The sequence below is a fragment of the Pseudanabaena sp. UWO310 genome, assembly GCF_006861605.1.
Taxonomy (GTDB): domain Bacteria; phylum Cyanobacteriota; class Cyanobacteriia; order Pseudanabaenales; family Pseudanabaenaceae; genus Pseudanabaena.
In genome coordinates, this window is the sequence record NZ_SELU01000036.1 from 37,491 (window position 1) to 55,138 (window position 17,648).

12 protein-coding genes and 1 pseudogene are annotated in these 17,648 nt (G+C 39.3%); 8 read left to right on the forward strand and 5 right to left on the reverse strand.

Translation table 11 applies throughout. From position 1 onward, the window contains the following. Positions 1-321: 321 nt before the first annotated feature. From PseudUWO310_RS13255 to PseudUWO310_RS13280, 6 genes are all read left to right on the forward strand, one after another. A complete protein-coding gene (locus tag PseudUWO310_RS13255) occupies positions 322-1,161 on the forward strand; it encodes an SWIM zinc finger family protein (RefSeq protein ID WP_142602007.1) in 840 nt (279 codons plus the stop codon). Positions 1,162-1,805: 644 nt separating this feature from the next. Further along, positions 1,806-3,923 carry an AAA family ATPase gene (locus PseudUWO310_RS13260; protein WP_142602009.1) on the forward strand — a complete coding sequence of 706 codons (2,118 nt, stop codon included), beginning with the start codon at positions 1,806-1,808 and terminating at the stop codon, positions 3,921-3,923. A 47-nt stretch (positions 3,924-3,970) separates the two neighbouring features. Continuing rightward, positions 3,971-5,554, forward strand: a complete 1,584-nt coding sequence (locus PseudUWO310_RS13265; protein WP_142602011.1) for a DUF2357 domain-containing protein — start codon at positions 3,971-3,973, stop codon at positions 5,552-5,554. Continuing rightward, positions 5,554-7,014 carry a hypothetical protein gene (locus PseudUWO310_RS13270; protein ID WP_142602014.1) on the forward strand — a complete coding sequence of 487 codons (1,461 nt, stop codon included), beginning with the start codon at positions 5,554-5,556 and terminating at the stop codon, positions 7,012-7,014. Before PseudUWO310_RS13265 ends, PseudUWO310_RS13270 begins: the two co-directional genes overlap by 1 nt. Positions 7,015-7,017: 3 nt before the next feature. After that, the gene (locus PseudUWO310_RS13275) at positions 7,018-8,682 is read left to right on the forward strand and encodes a phospholipase D-like domain-containing protein (protein WP_142602016.1); all 1,665 of its coding nucleotides are present in this window, start codon (positions 7,018-7,020) and stop codon (positions 8,680-8,682) included. Between the two features lie 64 nt (positions 8,683-8,746). Next, positions 8,747-11,209 carry a hypothetical protein gene (locus PseudUWO310_RS13280; protein ID WP_142602019.1) on the forward strand — a complete coding sequence of 821 codons (2,463 nt, stop codon included), beginning with the start codon at positions 8,747-8,749 and terminating at the stop codon, positions 11,207-11,209. A gap of 52 nt (positions 11,210-11,261) precedes the next feature. Here PseudUWO310_RS13280 and PseudUWO310_RS23330 read toward each other — a convergent pair. Further along, positions 11,262-11,513, reverse strand: a pseudogene (locus PseudUWO310_RS23330) (hypothetical protein); the annotation flags it as partial. A 91-nt stretch (positions 11,514-11,604) separates the two neighbouring features. Here PseudUWO310_RS23330 and PseudUWO310_RS13285 point away from each other — a divergent pair. Together PseudUWO310_RS13285 and PseudUWO310_RS22950 are read left to right on the forward strand one after the other, a co-directional pair. Next, on the forward strand, positions 11,605-11,931 hold the full coding sequence (locus PseudUWO310_RS13285) for a transposase (RefSeq protein ID WP_142602021.1): 327 nt from the start codon (positions 11,605-11,607) through the stop codon (positions 11,929-11,931). Positions 11,932-12,033: 102 nt separating this feature from the next. Continuing rightward, on the forward strand, positions 12,034-12,198 hold the full coding sequence (locus PseudUWO310_RS22950) for a hypothetical protein (protein WP_190316017.1): 165 nt from the start codon (positions 12,034-12,036) through the stop codon (positions 12,196-12,198). Here the strand turns inward: PseudUWO310_RS22950 and PseudUWO310_RS13290 are convergent, their stop codons facing one another. From PseudUWO310_RS13290 to PseudUWO310_RS13305, 4 genes are all read right to left on the reverse strand, one after another. After that, positions 12,199-12,921 (reverse strand): histidine phosphatase family protein, encoded by a 723-nt coding sequence (locus tag PseudUWO310_RS13290; RefSeq protein WP_223805655.1) that lies wholly within the window; start codon positions 12,919-12,921, stop codon positions 12,199-12,201. It abuts the gene before it with no gap. Between the two features lie 185 nt (positions 12,922-13,106). Continuing rightward, a complete protein-coding gene (locus PseudUWO310_RS13295; protein WP_142602026.1) occupies positions 13,107-14,111 on the reverse strand; it encodes a fatty acid desaturase in 1,005 nt (334 codons plus the stop codon). Positions 14,112-14,300: 189 nt separating this feature from the next. After that, entirely contained in the window at positions 14,301-15,179 is an 879-nt protein-coding gene (locus tag PseudUWO310_RS13300; protein WP_142602028.1) for an NAD(P)-dependent oxidoreductase, read from the reverse strand. A 316-nt stretch (positions 15,180-15,495) separates the two neighbouring features. Continuing rightward, positions 15,496-17,648, reverse strand: a 2,153-nt coding sequence (locus PseudUWO310_RS13305) for a CHAT domain-containing protein (RefSeq protein WP_142602030.1), incomplete at its 5' end; no start/stop codon positions are given.

Sequence of the window (17,648 nt, forward strand, 5' to 3'; positions counted from 1 at the left end):
GATCTGTAACAAATTATAATCAAAAACTCAAAAATAATATGATTTCACCACCAATAGCAGAACCAATACTTGAAAGCGAAGTTATCGAAACGGATGATAACACCTTGGAGGAAGATCCCCACGAAACGTTACTGGTACTTGGATAACTTTCATAAAAATCATCTTGAAGTATTTGATTCTACTGGCAAAAATCATCTTGGAATAGCCGACTTAGAAGCAAATATTGATGAAACGAAAAAAGATCCAAGTAGGTCAATTGAAATTTAAACAGGCAGAATAATTAATCTTAATTTTTAGTAATAAATCAAGAGAAGCAAAACAATGGCAAAACACAGTCGGACATGGTGGGGGCAAAAATTCATTAGCGCCCTCGAATCTTTCACCGATTCAGGTAGACTCCAACGCGGTCGCGCCTATTCTGGAGACAGTCGCATTCTCCATTTCGATATTACCAAAGGAATCGCCACCGCCACAATTCGCGGTAACGTCAATCCTTATTTTGGAGTTTATAAAGAGCCACACTATGATACTGAAGTAAAAATGACAGCGATCGCAGCGAAGGACTGGACAAAAATCATTGCCAATATGTCCTCCAAGGCAAGCGTAGTCGCTAGATTATTGCTCAATGAAGTTCCCGAAAATATTGAAGATAGTTTTGCCGCCGTTGGCAAACATCTACTTCCCTATAGCAGCAAAGACTTTCATACTGAGTGTTCTTGTCCCGATTACTCCAATCCTTGCAAACATATTGCAGGGCTATGTTACCGACTGTCAGGCGAAATGGATCAAGATCCGTTTTTGTTATTCGAGATGCGTGGTATATCTAAAGAAGATTTGCAAGCAGAACTCATCAAATCACCTCTGGGTAAAGCCCTAGCATCAGAATTAGGCGATCGCAATCTTGAACCAGAAGTAACAACCTCTTACTTCACCAAACCCCAAACTGTAGCTATCACAGAAACTCCTACCCTCAAACAATTTTGGCAGGGACAAAAGCGTCTACCACAGGCGATTCCCTTTGCGGCTCCCGTGAGCGTATCAGCGATCGTCATCAAAAAACAAGGCGATAATCCCGCATTTTGGCATAAAGATAATTCGTTTATCGAAACGATGGAAGAACTCTATGTTCGTGTCAGAACCAAGAATTCATCTTTGTTGTAGAAATTTTCAACCTAAAACTATCCATAAGCTCTAACTTATCATATAGTAATCTTAGAGCAAATAATTGTCTCTTATTTGCTATTAAATTTAAATGAATAAGTATAAATACTTATTCAAGTTAACGCATTTTAAAGGTTTGAGGCTTTTGCTTGGCGCGTTGCGATATATTGAAGGGGTATCTGCTTTGTTAGTTAGCTGTCGTTATGCAAAAATGGTTTAATACTGCGGCACTGGTTTCTAAAGAAGTGATAGATGCTTGTAAGGCTTATTCAGCAAGGATTTATGGCGATTGACTGCAAAACTGTGAAAAGCTTGACTAGCAATACTTTGAGCGACTTATCACTCTTTAACAGTCCAGTGCCAATACTGCTAGTCCCTGTAAGCCTGACATTCATTACATGGTGTCGACTACGGATCGGCTGCTTGAAATAATTGATCAAGAAAACGGCTTTGTTATTCACGCACCACGTCAGACTGAAAAAGCGGTAGTACTAGATAATTAGCGTGTTCAGGGATGATTTGTGAAATCAACGAGTAATTAAAACTAAATAATTACTCATTAAAAATGATTTTGTGTAAAAAATAACCAAAAACTACCTATAATTATTTTCGGAAATCACCAATTTATTGAATTTTAGATATTAATGACTGGTTCTTCAAAAGACTTTTTGCCTCAAGTGTCTGTGATCGCTGCAAGTGCTATTGCTGGGGGAATAGTCCTTGCTTCAGGAGGAAATATACTTCAGCTAAGTATGGCAACAATTGCAACGGGTACAGGGGGATATTTATCATCTAGCTTTGCTGGAAAGCGCCAAGATAAAGAGCGGGGCTTAATTGAGTCAGAACGAGATTGGCTGAAGAAAGAAGTAGAACGTCTCAAACGAAATTCGGGAATCAATGCTGAAGTAGAGTATTTGCAGGGTAAGCAAAAGTTATTGCAGCAAACTATTGGAGAGTTGCAGGCGAAAGAACAGGAATTACAGGAAAGAGTACAGCGCATTCATCAAAATCCACCTAATCTAGATGAACTAGAACAACGTCAGCAACAGATAGCTGCATTAAAGACTCAAATCAATGAAAATATTGGGCGATTAAATGCTATATCGTCAACTATTATAGAGCGAGAAAAACAGCGAGATAATCTTCAAGAAATATCAGCACAGGCAGTGCAGAAGCAAGTTGAGGTAAATCATTTAATGGAGCGAGTTAGTACGCTCAATCAACAAGCTGCGGAATTAGAGCTTTTTCGTAGTACTTATGATGCTCTTAAGCGAGAAGAAGTAAATCTAACCAACAAAAAGCAATCCTTAGAAACAGAAATGCCTCGATTACAGCAAGAGCGAGATCGCATTTTGGCAGATATTGAAAAAAATGCTAACCGAGCACAACAAGCTGACAATCTGCGTTTAGAGTTAGAAAAACTTGAAGATGAAATTCACAGTAAACTATCAGGCTTAAAAAGTTTTAAACGTCAAATCGAGCAATTGGAGGTAGAAAAAAATATTTTAGAAGATGAGATTGCGAGGAAAGATAGCGAAATTAAGGGACAAGATGCTAAGCTACGGCAAATTGAAGAGCAGATCCGCAAATCTAGATTAGATCTCATAGAGATTGAAAGTGGTACCAAGCAACCCTTTGAGTCTTTGCAATCGACAGTAGAAATTAAGGCAACTCAAGAGCGAATCTTTGGCAGTGAAGGAGAATTCTTAGCAGAGTTTAAGCAATACTTGGTGTCTAAAGGATTAGATTTTTCTGATCGTATTATTAAAGCTTTCCACACTTCTTTAAAGGTTCAGGATATTTCTGCACTGGTTGTTCTTGCAGGAATTAGTGGTACTGGTAAGAGCGAATTGCCTCAAGCCTATGCTGAATTTATTGGAGCGCCCCTAGTGTTTTTACCAGTGCAACCACGATGGGACTCACCACAAGATTTACAAGGATTCTACAATTATATCGAGAAGAAATATAAACCAACGGAATTAATGCACTACCTCTATCAACACCATCGTCAAAGAGACCTACAGGGGAGAATTGTGATGGTGTTATTAGATGAAATGAACTTGGCAAAAGTTGAGTATTACTTCAGTGATTTTCTTTCTAAACTAGAGACAAGGCGCAATAAGCCCACCTTTTTAGAAATTGATGCGGGTAGTTTGAATCTTAAACCTGAAGATAAAAAAGTACGGATACCCGAAGAGTTTCTATTTGTAGGAACGATGAATGAAGATGAAACTACTCAATCTCTGTCTGATAAAGTACTGGATCGAGCCAATGTGTTGACCTTTGGCAGACCGCCAGAGCTAAAATTGCGTGGTGATCAGCGATCTACATTCTCAATTCCGACTCAATATGTATCATGGGAATCTTTCAAAATATGGACAAAACAACCTAGTACCACTTTACAAATGACGGTAATTGTAAAGGAATATGTAGATCAAGCCAATGAAATTATGGAAGCTTTGGGTCGTCCATTTGCCCACCGAGTATTTCAAGCCTTTGCCAAATATGTAATTAACTATCCCAATTCTGAGAATGATGAAATAGCCTGTAAAGAGGCGATCGCCGATCAATTTGGTCAAAAACTCTTACCAAAGCTACGTGGTGTAATGGTTGATGAAAGCTCTGTTAAGGAAGAACTAGATAAAATGCAAAAACTTTTGGTAAGTTTGGGCGATCCAGATCTTAATGAAGCTTTTGCAAAAGCTAGAACTGGTCAATATGGACAATTTCAATGGAAAGGAGTGGTTTATAGGCAAGAGTAGATTCAATTTAAACTTCTCACTCAAACTAACTAAAACAAGAACTCATTATGCGGATCTATACTAGTCTTGGTAATTATTTAGAGGATAAACAATGTTTAAGCCATACACTGAAGGTGTATGGTAGCGATCGTCCTTTTTTAGTACTAGAGAATGGTGAACAACTATCTCGTGATTATGCCTTTTTGATGAAGCATCAGCCTGATACTTATGAGATTGGATTCCCATTAGTACAGATTGAAGAATACGAAGTGGACAAATCAATTTGCCAGCAGGTTGAAATAACTACTAAGAATGGATTTCAAAAAAGATTTACACTACAGGACGAGGTATTAGATGAAACGCAAATCACTAATGATGAAAACACTGTTGAGAGACTTCAACAAGAGCTAAAAGAGCAGTGCGATCGCAAAACAGCAGAAACAATTCGTCTATTTATTAGTTTATTTGATCAGCTATTTGGGGAACACAAAAACAAACCAAAGTCATCATGTGTGTTACTGAAAATACCTGATTACATCACTAAGCTTAGTGAAGAAGATGCCCGTCAGCCCCTTGTTATTGCTCTTGATCGCCGTTATGAACTGCGTCACAATCTAGAAAAAATCACCCCAAAACTAAGATCTCAGCTAAATCGTACTGCGGAAATGATGTCTATTGCCAGAATCCAAGAAATGGATGCCTATTGTCTGCGTGACTATGTGCGTCGCCCAGGTAACAATGCATCAGAAAAAGCAGGATCGCGGCAACAGTTGATGGGAATTCAGCGCTATCAAAACTTTAACACGCCAGAAAATCGTTTTCTCAAGGGCTTTTGTGACTTACTGCACTTAGACTGTCGAGAATATTCTCAAAATCTAGAAGCAGTATCTCTAGAAAGAGCGATCAATCGCTTTCGTCAAGAATCCAGTGTACAGTCGATCCCACGCACTAGTGTTTTTATTGGGAATCCGAACTATGTCTTACAGCAAAACCCCATCTACCGCAGCTTTTATCAAGCCTATCTTGACTATCTGAAGCGACGTACTGAAAAAGAAAGACTGTGGGGATATCGTCAAGGCTTGTTAGTGGATGTAGTGACAATTTTATTTACCGCCGCTTTGTTAAATCTAGAGGGAAGTTATGTGCCGCCTTTGAGGTCAATAAATGTGCTTGAAACTCCCAACTATGGTAGATATTTAGATAATTCTTCCAATTCTTCTCAATTTAACCTTGATTCAGGAAAATTGTCTCTTTCTGTGCAATGTATTCTCCAAACTTGTGTCTTTAACTTTAGCTTGATTCAGCACCATAATCCCAAACAGGCTGATTTGGAATTAAACATCAGGCAACAAGTTATATCACCAATATCTCAAAGAAATAGACCTATTAGCGTATGTATTTGGGTATTTTGGTATAGCCCTACAGAGCAGATGTTGCATGCTATTCAAAGTAAAAGTGAGAAGATTAATGTTTGTATTTATCTGTATGATAGAAATACCCATAATGATAATTCTCATGATACTCCAATAGATCCAAATCTTATTAAGAGAATAGTAATACTAAAACTTCCAGACCCTATACAAGGAAGTTTAGAGGAGAGTATGGAATTTTTATCTCATCAAATATGTCAATGGGTTGGGGAGACTGTATAATGAGTGAAGTTCTATCAATTCTCAAGACTGTATTTCAACAGACTAATCAGTATATTCATCAACGAACTTCTCTAGATTTACCTATCTACAATGATAATTTTCCATTTCGTCACAATCAGTGCGAAGCCCTAGAGTTAATTCTCTCAAATGCTCCATTAGTGGCGATTTCAGGTATCACTGGCAGTGGTAAGACAGAAGTTGCAAAGGCGGCAGTGAATCTAGCGATCACGCATCAGCGTTCAGTCTTGATTATTGCTCCCTTTCCCAGCACATTTGATGCCTATAAAAATCTCCGATTGCCTCCTCTTACCATTACTTTAAACCAAAACTATCGCCAATTGCTCAAATTCTGGCTCAGAGAACAATTTAGCAATCCTAAATTAACGTTTCTGCCCTCCTATTGGTTAGAAGATCAACTTTTTGAAGATATATTCACAAAATGTGATCGCCAATTTTGGTTACAACTATTTGAACTAGAACAAGGACATCCGAAAGAGTTGCAAAAAAAAGTAGCTTTTATTATTGAAGATCTACTGCCAACAATTTCTAGTCATAGACAGAAATTGTTGGCATATAAAATCTGTAAATCCCAAGACTTGTTAAAGCATCGGGAACAACTCTATCAAAACTATACTAACCTCTCAGACAATGCGCTTGACCAAATAACAGATGCTTTACTACCTAGCTCTCAAGCTCCCCTTTTATGTCAAGTTGACCATCTTTCTAATCTAGATACCTATTCTAAAGAGCTAAGTTTTGATTTGGTGATTGTTGAAGATAGTCATTATGTGAATGATCGGGAGCTTCAGAATATTGCAATGCTGTCCAAAAAACTGGTTTTATTAGGTGATCGCTCCAACAAAAGAACGCTTTTTGCTAAACTATGGTCAAATCTTTTGCCAGCCTATCGTTACGAACTAAATGATAATTATCGAATTCATCCTGAACTTGCCCGCTATATATTGCCAGCTATTTATCCACAGCATTCCTTTATCTATACACCAATAAAAAAACAATCTTGTTTCATACCTCAAGGAAATACTAGGTTAACTTGGATTAATATCAAACAATCAACACAATTTGTAGAAATACTACAAAGCATATTAGGTAATCAAGATCTGCAAACTAAACTTGCAGAATCACCAACCCTATTAACTTTTTCTCAAGAGATAATTCCTATAATTCAAAACTTATTATGTAGGATGAATAGAGACTCTCAAATAGGCGTTAGTCACGTTGATGATTGGCATGGTCAAGAATGTCAAAATCTTTGGATTTTTCTGGAACAGTCTGAAGCAAAACCAATAGTTCAATCTAAAATTCGTTTAGCTTTAACAAGATCTATTAATCAAATAACCTTCTTTGGCGATCGCGAATATTTTAAAGAACAGCAAATTTTTCAAGACATAATCCCTAAATGTCGAGTTATTCGAGAGTTAGCAATTAATAGAGAGGGATAAATCATGAAAATTATTCGTAAGTTAAAGGGTTACTATCAACGTATTAATCAAGATCAAGTTCTTGTAAATCATGTATCCAAAATATCACTTACCAATTTGTTAACTGACTTACAGTCAATTGCCACCCACCAAAAACAATTCCAAATCACGAATATTCAACAATCATTTGGGTTTAACTTTTTTCCTGTCCAAACAGTGACCCATTTAATTAAATATAGTTCAGGACAATCTGCTTTGATTAATGAACAAACTATTCGACCATTAATGCTAACTCCTGAAAATAAATCATTACAAAGATTTTCTTTTCAATTTATTACTACAGAATTAGAACAAAATTTGATTCTCAATCTATCCTTTGACGATCCTCAAATACCTGTAAATATCAGTAAAAAGCATGAAGGAATTTATCGAATAGAGATTAAAGATTCTGATCAATCCATTCAACCTATTAAGGATAAAATCACTGAAATTATTCAAAATAAACCAACCCAAATTTTACGGCTTGCTCTAGGTAGTAAGTATGGAGAGTTCACACTCTCTCTTCAAAATCAATATATTGCCTTAATAGATATAAGTGACTTAACTAAAGAGCTTCAAGAGGCATATAGATATTTAAAAAATATGCCATTATCTCAGTCACTGACTGAATATACTAAAAAAATAATCTTAGCTTATCGAGCAAAGTATCCAGAACAGGTCAATATAAATAATACAATATTAGACCTTTCTATTAATAGTAAAGTCAAAGGTAATCAAGCGGCGAATAATTTTATCGTTGGGAAAAAAGTTAATCGGCAAATAATCCATGATTTAATTTCTCAAGCTCAAAAGTTTCTCATTATTTGCAGCTATCGCATAGAAGATGTCGAACTAACCAATTTGGTTGCTAAAAAGTCTCAAGAAATTCCTGTTTGGATTCTGACCGACTTTAGCAATGATATGCAGGATCGCGTCGATGATCATGCGATCGCTGCGCGAAAAGTTGACCCAGAATACATCAACTCAGATCGGAAGAAAAAAGCATGTTTACTTGCTCTTAGAGATGTTGGACTTACCTTTAGGAGTGGAAAATTTCATCTTAAAAGTTATATTACCGAAAACTGTGCCTATTTAGGTTCTGCTAATTTGACTGGCGGTAGTCTTGAGCGCAATGGTGAGGCGGGGGTAATATTTTCTGGTAATGCTGAGCATCAGTTTTTGCTTGATTACTTGCGCCATCTTTGGATTAACCAAACTGATGCAGAAACAGTATCATCAGCAACTGGACTCCGTTATGAAAGCCGTGAAATCAATGATTTAGCTATCCCAAAAAGCGATCGTCTACTTAATCACGTTCAATATATGCAGGATTTAACAATTTCTCTACAAAAATACTCAAGTGAGAAAATCCAAGTTTATACGCGCAATCTGAACCCCTTACAAAATCAAATTAAGTTTCTCAATAAGCCTAGTAACCGTATATTTTATGGAAACTTTAATAATACTCGCATATCTGCTAAAAAAGTCCCTAATCTCCATGCAAAAGTAATCTTGATTGGATCACAAGTTGCTTATATTGGTTCTGAAGACTTGGCTTTTGGATATGATCCATTTCTAAATCTCACTTATCGAACTAATAATCCTGAAGAAATTTCTCAATTACAGAAGCAACTCCAAGCGCTTCATTAACCTAAAATATATACTCAGACTTTGAGTATTCAACTCACTTATAAATATTATAACTCTAAAAAATATGACTACCTTAGTTAACCTTGAATCTTATCTAGAATGCTGTCAGTATGCCCATTTATTTGAAGTACAACTAGAAAGTCTTATTCCATCTGCAAATACACTTCCATCAGCATATTTAATATTCTGTAAGAAATTTATTAATCATTCCTTTCTTCCTGTTGCATCCCTATCAATCCACCAACCTCAAAAGCTTGGTATTCGTAGTCAGTCAATATCGTACAACGCTAAAAATATTGGATTAAACATTGATGATCAAATTGACCAACAGATAGCGATCGTTAGAGAAACAGACTCACTCAAGATGCAATCATTTGATGTATCACAATATCTTTATATTAATGTTTATCGTTATTGGAACTATGCTCCGCAATTGATAGATTTAGCTAATTCTTCTAAATATCTGGTAATTTACGATCTTGATAGCTTTACTCCAGACCAAATATTTCCTCTCACTTTTGAGAATCGTTCTAATTCTCGTTATCGTATTCCGATTATTGATACTCGCACTATCAAACAATATGGTGATCTGAATTTATCCATATCTAATGAAAGTATTTACGACAATATCTGTAATGATATGGCAGCTAAGATATTAGTTGATTTAAACCTAGATAATTTTCATTTACAGTCAGTAGTTGCTTATATTCAAAAAATCAATTTCTTTCAAAATCTAAGCGTCTTTTTATCTGATGTATTGGATGAACATATCTCTTTGATTTTTGAAATAGATAGTATTTTTTATATTTACAATCTTAGTCTCAAAGATTTAGAGGCTATTATTTACCAAAATTTGCCTATTCGAGAATTGCAAGATACTATTAATAAAAACTCTCAATTTAATTTTGTGTTATTAAGTAGTTATACACAGTTACCAAGTATGAGAGATGTTTTAACTCGTCATTTTTCTACATCTTTATTGATAATAAATAATTCTCAGAACGTTTTTAAAGATATTTGGCGAGAAAAATTAAATTCTCAATTTCCACTATATGGACAACATTTAGACAGGATAAGCTTTTTTGTTAAAAAAGATCGAGAAGTTATAGAAATTAGCTTGCCTCCTAAAGTATGTTATGAAGGTGACCAAGAATTAACTGTTTATGCTGCCTATGATAAAAATGGAATCGAAGAAGAAGAATTTACAATCAAGAAAGATTCTGTTGTATTACAATTTAAGATTAATGATGAACCATTTATTAACAGAGAAACATTAAAAGAACAATGCTATAAAATTGGAAATCAGTATTTTGATGAAGCTATTAGTTCTGAAACTAAAATTAAAGTTCGCTTTCGTATTAAGCCTGGAATTATTCCCAAGTTAGAAATTTTAGATCACCAAGGGCGTATTCTTAATTCATCTCTAGTTGACTTTGAAGAGCCAACACCTAATCTATCTCTGACATCAGGTTTCTTACCTTTGTATGAAATATTGTTATCTCGTCACAACAAATCAAATAGGCTCATAGACACACTTAATCAAGAATGGAGTAGTTTTTCTATCCAATTGAAAGATGACTTTACAGATTTTGCGAATCTATTCGATAACTATCATCAGAACCCAAGTCTAATTAATCAAATATCCCAAAAATCAAGCAATCTCGTTAAGTTAATTAATCAATACGGCAGAATAGATGAAAACGATAGAGGCAAACGGGGGCTTGAATTATATCTCAACATTGATATCAGTCAAGATAATAGCCAAGGGGCTTATATAATAAAGCAAACCTATGAAAAAATAGGCTTGAAAATAGCTTCTTTTTTGGCAACTGCAAAATTACTAGGATTTACAACAAACAATAAGAGTTCAAAAGAACATAATATCGCTTACAAAAAAATCTTAGAAATTGCTGGAAAGGGCTATGCATTTACTAAGAATGTAGAGCTAAACTTCTTATATGAACTGCAATCTATAAATTATGGAAATATTTATAACTTGCCTCATCATGACAAGTATATATATAGCATCCATTTACATAATATTGCTAGAATGTCTTGTTCGTCTGATAGACAACTCAAGTATGTTAGTTTATTTAATTCTAGTTTTCCTTTTTCCCATCAGAAGTTCTATCATAACAATGATTATATCTGGGGATATGCACGTATTTTAATGTGGTATGTAGACTTTAATAACCAATTAATTAAAAATGTATACAAGCAACATTTTGGAACTATTGTAAACCACTGCTGTAGTTTAGATATAACTATTAAAAGTAATCGTGATTACACTAGAGATGCTTTAATTGCTTTAATTTATTTACTCTCTTTCCGTGAATCAGATCCTGAATTTATTCAAATTGACTCTCCACTTTATAATCAAGCCAAAAAACTTTGTAATCAGTTGTCTCTAAATCCTATTCGTTCACAGAGAGCAAATATTGAAGAACCACTTAATTCATTTCTAGATCGATTACTAGATGGAATTGTTACTCAAGATCAAATGCTCCAAATGATTGAAATTGATTAAGCGATCGATATCTGAATTACTTAGACTTATCAACATGAGTAACGGGAGTATCTCAATTAGGCACTGAGTAAAAATATCTAAGAGAAGAGAAATAGCCCTTGAGATAAGCGCACCGATGTTTCAAAACTTGAGCAACATTTTGCTGATTCCACTGAGCACCCGAAATCTTGACCCGACGACCAATCTGCTTAACCGTCGATTCAACAGAGCCAGAACCATTGGTTAGCCCCTGGTTCTGTAGATAAGGTATACGATGACGGGGATTGTGTAAATAAGCCAGAAAATTTATAGCTCGTTTAAATTTATATCCTGTAAAGGCTCAATAGGTGTTTCGGGGAGGTAAAGAAATGAAGAGATTGCTAAAATTGTAGCGAAATCCAGAAGCAGCGAAAACTATGCTGAGTGTGAACTTAGCCCATCTAATTGATAATGCAAAATGGTACGAAACAGTGCGTCAGATGCGATGGACAACAGGAGTATGCTGTCCCAAATGTAAAAGCTCAGAGGTGATCAAGCGCGGCAAAGGTGAAACGCAACCAGCTTGTCAACGATACCAGTGTAAAACTTGCAACACCAACTTTGACGATCTAGACGACACAATATTCGCAGGACATCATCAACCCCTACGGATGTGGATATTGTGTCTGTACTTGATGGGATTAAATCTCTCGAATCGACAAATTGCCCAAGAACAAGACCTAGACAAAGATGTAAGTAGCTAAGCATAAGTAAACTTAAAACCTAGAAGAGCATACCGCCCGCTATGCGGGCGGTATGCTCTTTGGTTTTGGGTTTTAATTATGCCGAACTACTTAATGTAAGATATGACCACTCAATTGCGAGAAGGTATTGACCAAAGCAAGCCAGAAGTAAATTTATCTAGTGCGGTTGAGTGCGATGAGGTGTATGTGGCGGCAGGACACAAGGGCAAACCCGAAGAAGTTAAAAAAAAGGTCGCAAGAGCACGCGTAATCGCCTGTAAGAACTAGTTAATAATGACAGTTATCAGGAATCACAAAATTCTTGACTCTGACTCTTGACATTCCTCGAATTCCCCATGGATAGTCGATCGCATTCAGAGCAGTATTATGTTGTGGGACTTCCCAGAACTTTGAAAGGGAAAGTCCTGTGAGGCGACATAGTAGTAAGCGATTGACTCCTTCATGGGCGACAACAAGAACATTACGAAATTTGAGTTGAGATTGACTTGAATTTAGGAGATTGTGCCATTCTGTCCAGACCCGATCGCTAGCTGATTGTAATGTCTCGCCTGAATAGTTTTGTAAGCGATGGGGATGTTTGCGCCATAGGTTAAACTGCTCTCGATATTGGATTTCAATTTCCTCTAGAGTCATTCCTTGCCAATGACCGCGATGGATTTCGGCAAGAGCGGGACGAGTTTCCAGTGCAATGTTGTGGTGCTGCAAAATAATTGACGCTGTATCTTTAGCGCGAAGCAGTGAACTAGAGAAGGCTTGATGAATTGGTACATTTTTGAGAAATGTAGAAACTTTTTCGGCTTGTAGTTTGCCTTTGTCATTAAGTGGAACATCCGTTGAACCTTGAAGGCGATTTTGGTTATTCCAGTCTGTTTCACCATGTCGAACTAAAATAATGCGAAGTTTGACTGGCTTCACTAAAAGTGATAAAACACTTTCATCTGTGGGAGCAGATTTGGCTGATATGGCGTTAAAAAAGTTTAATTTAAGCATCACAAGCTTCTCCTAAAAAGATGATTGTGGTTAGTTCTCAAAATGCCAATAATCTGTTTGAGAATCAATCACATTTATCTATCACTCAAGCGACTAATAATTTTGCAAAATTTCCATAGGAGAAATGGTCTCAGTGGGACTGACTCACTGAGACCATTTCTCTAGGTTCGTTGGCGATCGCTTAACTATTCTCTGACTGTTTGCAGTTCAGCGATCGCAGGGGCTTGAGTTGCAGGTATTAATTGGTGGAAGAGATGTAGCACACCTGTTTGATGATGGAGTGAATTGTAGATGGGATCTGCCATCAAGATTTGATGAGCTTTTTTCATCTGCCAGAGAGGAAGTCGTGGATAGAGGTGGTGAATGAGATGGTATCCTTCGTTATGGGTTCCGATGAAGAAGTTAATCAGAGGGTTGAGAATGCGATTGCGGCTAACATAAATGTCGTATTCGTAATTAGATTCCATCAGTGGATAGTGCTCAGCTAGCTGAATAATAATGCCAACCCAAATGGCACTGGTGAAGAGGGGGACAATCCAGTAGAGCAGAACTGGTATGCCTAAACCTCCCCAGAGCAGGACAGAGAGTAGTACTGTCAAATAGGATAAACGAATCACCCGCTCGGTGCTTTTTTCGTAGGGATTCCAGACACGATTTTTGAGTAGAAAGGTGACGTAACCGAAAGTCTTGAAGGGAATCATCCATAGAAACTGTTGAGCATTTTCGGGAGAGCAGCCTTCACCATATAGCCCCTGTTCAACGATCGCCATGTGGTCAACGTCGCGTTCTGTACCGAGGTTAGGATGATGACCATTTTGCAGGGAATTATGAGTGTTGTCATAGCCACTAGCGCTTTCAAGAACTAGCCATGAGGCAAATATAGTCGAAAGGATGTAATTGAGTTGGGGATTTTTGGCGATCGCATTGTGGGTTGCCATGTGGTTGATCACTCGCAATCCCCGTTGTTTTGCACCAATGACTAAAACTGAGAGCATGTAGGCTAAAATCGCAAGAATCAAGGGTAGATTTTGCCAAGCCCACAGGGATATGCCGATCGCGCCTGTGATGCAGATCCAGTCTTCAAGTAGCATCAGGATGCCATGCCAGTTATCCAGTTTGTGTAATTTCTGAATCTCTGAGATTAAGGCTTTGTCAAAGCGATGGCGTTTGAACTTAGATTTGGAATGCATTGGCTACTCCTAGAGATATAGATACATAATCAAATTTGAGAAAATCAGCGATGAAACTGATTTATTGCTGTTTATCTATCTGTCTAGAGAAAGCTAATTTTGCACGTTTTAGATCGAAAATGCGCGCCATAGAAATCTAAAGCAACCCAAAATCAATAAAGGCGGCACAATGTGCCGCCTTTATTGATTTTATTCTCTATAAGCGCGAATTATGGCGTGGGTTCCTTGTTCACTGCCTTGACCATCATCCATGGCTTTAACGAGATTGAAGAGTTGGGATGTGAATTCAAAGGCAGGTAAGGGTTTGCTATTCTCTCCCAAAGCTTCTTTAGCGAGACGGAGGTCTTTGCTCATATGTTTGATCGCAAATCCAGGAGCAAAGTCACCGTCGATGATTTTGTTCCCGAGATTGGCTAGTTGCCATGAACCTGCTGCACCTGTGCTACAGACTTCGACAACTAATTTGGGATCGACTCCTTGATTAATCGCAAATTCGATCGCTTCACAGACACTGGCGAGGTTAACGGCGCAGAGTAGTTGATTGCAGAGTTTGATGGCTTGTCCGTTTCCTGATTCACCGCAGTAGGTGATGGATTTACCCATAGCTTGAAAGATTGGTAGCGCTTCTTCAAAATCTAGGCGATCGCCGCCGACCATGATCGTGAGGGTGGCGTTTTGTGCGCCGATGTCGCCGCCTGAGACGGGGGCATCAAGGAAGCGTAATCCTTTAGCTTGTAATTCCTTGGCAATTTCACGGGCGGCTTGGGAGCCGATGGTACTCATATCAATGATCAGGGTTCCTTGTTTGGCATGGGTGGCGACGCTATTTTCACCTAGGAGGATTGAGCGCACGTCTTGGACATCGGAGACGCAGGTGATCGCGATGTCGGCATTGGTAACGGCTTGCTCGATGGTTTCAGCGATTTTGACTCCTGCGGCGGCGGCGATCGCGGCGATGGGGCGACCTGCGGTGCGATTCCATGCGGTGACGGCTAAATTATGTTTGGCAATATTGATTGCCATTGATCCGCCCATTATGCCGAGTCCGAGAAAAGCAATGTTTGTCATAGTTTAGATAGTTGGAAGGTTGAGAGGTTTGATGATTGAAGGTTACGTTGTTATAAGTAGCTAGCTAGGCATAATTAAAAACTAAAACCAGAGAGCGTACCGCCCGCTTAGCGGGCGGTACGCTCTTCTAGGGTTTAAGTTTGCTTATGCCTAGCTACTTATCAACTGTGATGTTTCTTTTTTTGCAAATTTTTTAAGGTTTTGCTCCATTTGCACCGTGCTTATCGCGGCGCAAATGGCTATATAGAACTCACATTGAATGAAAAAGAGAACCCTGTCACAGCAGGCAACGCCTAAGCCGTTGCCTGCTATGTTGTTAGCCTAGTCCTTGGCAAGTGAAGGCTGCCCAGTAGGTGGGATTCTCAAAGGGGCGAGGATGGACAAATACTGAAAATAGATTAGCTTCGAGACTGGGCTGGAATTTTCCGTTGTCGTATTTGCCATTTTTTGCTTCGTCTAGGGCTGTTTGGGCAGATTCCCTTGCGGCTGTGCCTTCGGGGAGGCTCAAGGTGTAGTCGCGCAGTTGGTTGATGTAATCTTGGATTGAGTTTTCTAAGGCATCGCCAAATTCTGCTTCGATTTCTGCGCCTGACATCTCGCGGAGTTGGGATTGGGCGATTTGGAGGGATTGGGCTTTGCGGTGGTGGGGATTTTTACTTCTGTCGCGGTAGTAGAGGACGCAGATGAGGGCGGCGGAGAGTTGCTCGACTGACCAGAGTGTGCCGAAGACGGTGCGTGCGCCGACACAGAGGAAGCCACTGGCGATCGCAAAGATATCATCGGTAAGTTTTTTACTCAGTCCTAGTCCTGTTTCGCAGCAGGAGAGGAAGATATCAGAGAGTTGGGGTAAGCGCCATGTGAGGATTTGGGCAAGGGTGATGTCGCCATCGGCGGCGGTGAGGCTGGCGTTAAGGGGTTCGCCAAAGTCGAAGTTGCCGTGATGATAGACATGGAAGATGTTGACTTGGTGGATCAGTTGTTTGTAGGCGGCTTTGGTGGCTTGCTCGATGCCTTTGAGGTGGTTGCTTGGGGGGATTTGGCAAAGTTTAGCAATTTCAGCTCCTTGGAATTGGGCATAGGGGACATCGAGGCTGGCTCCTGCGACCAGTCCATAGGTGAGAGGTTCGGGGATGGGGTCACGGACTTGGCAGAATTGCAGAACTTGGCAACTGGGAGCATAGCGGATGGTGAAATGGTCTCCGAGGTACGATCCCCCTAAATCCCCCTTGATAAGGGGGACTTGAGAGTTCTCTGTCCCCTTAGCAAGGGTGACTTGCTCTGCTTTCCCCTTGCTAAGGGGTGCTGTCTCTTCTCCCCCCTTCGATAAGGGGGGCTGGGGGGGATCAATAGGTAGGGCGATGAAGGGGATTTGATGGAGGTAGAGGTGGGGAATGAGGATGAGGTCGGTAATGCCTTGGAGGTATTCGGCGATCAGGTGGTTGAGTTGGAGTTTTTGGGAGAGTTCGGTGAGGAAGTTTGGGGCGTTGTTTGCCCATTGTTGAGGGTTGTTTTTAGTTTTGGGAATCCATAATTTGTTCCCTTCTTCATCTTTGCCAACTTCATCAGCAATCCATTCTTTCCAAATCCAATTTTGCAAAGTTTCGTCACTTGAGTTGGGGATAATATGGAGATCGATCTTCACCCCCTGCTCCCCTCCCAACTTGGGCGAGGGGAGATTGAGATCGTGGCGGATGATGAAGATGTAGGTGTTGGCGTTGGTGCTGAAGAAGTTGAGGATGGCGGTGGTGGTGCTGCCTTGGAGGAGTTGGGCGGCGGCAGTGAGGTCGATGGAGGCGACTCTGGCTCCTGCGGCGGCTAGGGGGTCGCGTTGGCGGACTTCTTGGTAGAGGCGATTGATTTCGCGGCGGTGGTGGTCGATTTTGGCTTGTTCGTTTTCTTTGGGGGTGCGGCGGAGGCTGTCGGCGGTGGCGAGGTTGTGATTTTGGTTGTAGGGGTGATAGATTTTGTCGATTTCGCTTTGGTGATCGTCGATTTGATCGAGGATTTCTTGGACTTCGGGGGGGATTTCACCGTTTTTGTAAAAGTCATGGACATGCATGAGGTCAAGTAAGCGCTTGGATCGGGAGCGTTCGACATAGCTAAAGGCTTGTGCGTACTCCTCAAGGTTGATATATGCCTGCACGATGTTGCTATAGATTTCAATAGAATTTGCCTGTACTTCTTCACGACGGGTTTCATCCCTTGACCAACTGCGTATATTTTCCACTGCTTCAATGGCGATGCTATAGCCCTCAATGGCAATTTCCCATAGTCCTTGTTTAAAGCCAAAATTGCCGAAATTTCTGGCAGTTTTGAGACAATCAGTAGATCTCATATCTGAAGTATAGACCCGCAAGGCGTTGCGATAGGAAGCGATCGCCCGTTCGATCTCTTGCTTGGGATTCTCGGAGAACGGTGCTAAATCGCTGTAGGCGTTGCCAAGATTATTTTGGGTCGTTGCGTATGCTT

Bases quoted from the DNA above. Each gene is read 5' to 3' on its own strand.
- PseudUWO310_RS13255 (WP_142602007.1), top strand. From the start codon at position 322: ATGGCAAAACACAGTCGGACATGGTGGGGGCAAAAATTCATTAGCGCC.
- PseudUWO310_RS13260 (WP_142602009.1), top strand. From the start codon at position 1,806: ATGACTGGTTCTTCAAAAGACTTTTTGCCTCAAGTGTCTGTGATCGCT.
- PseudUWO310_RS13265 (WP_142602011.1), top strand. From the start codon at position 3,971: ATGCGGATCTATACTAGTCTTGGTAATTATTTAGAGGATAAACAATGT.
- PseudUWO310_RS13270 (WP_142602014.1), top strand. From the start codon at position 5,554: ATGAGTGAAGTTCTATCAATTCTCAAGACTGTATTTCAACAGACTAAT.
- PseudUWO310_RS13275 (WP_142602016.1), top strand. From the start codon at position 7,018: ATGAAAATTATTCGTAAGTTAAAGGGTTACTATCAACGTATTAATCAA.
- PseudUWO310_RS13280 (WP_142602019.1), top strand. From the start codon at position 8,747: ATGACTACCTTAGTTAACCTTGAATCTTATCTAGAATGCTGTCAGTAT.
- PseudUWO310_RS13285 (WP_142602021.1), top strand. From the start codon at position 11,605: ATGCTGAGTGTGAACTTAGCCCATCTAATTGATAATGCAAAATGGTAC.
- PseudUWO310_RS22950 (WP_190316017.1), top strand. From the start codon at position 12,034: ATGACCACTCAATTGCGAGAAGGTATTGACCAAAGCAAGCCAGAAGTA.
- PseudUWO310_RS13290 (WP_223805655.1), bottom strand. From the start codon at position 12,921: ATGCTTAAATTAAACTTTTTTAACGCCATATCAGCCAAATCTGCTCCC.
- PseudUWO310_RS13295 (WP_142602026.1), bottom strand. From the start codon at position 14,111: ATGCATTCCAAATCTAAGTTCAAACGCCATCGCTTTGACAAAGCCTTA.
- PseudUWO310_RS13300 (WP_142602028.1), bottom strand. From the start codon at position 15,179: ATGACAAACATTGCTTTTCTCGGACTCGGCATAATGGGCGGATCAATG.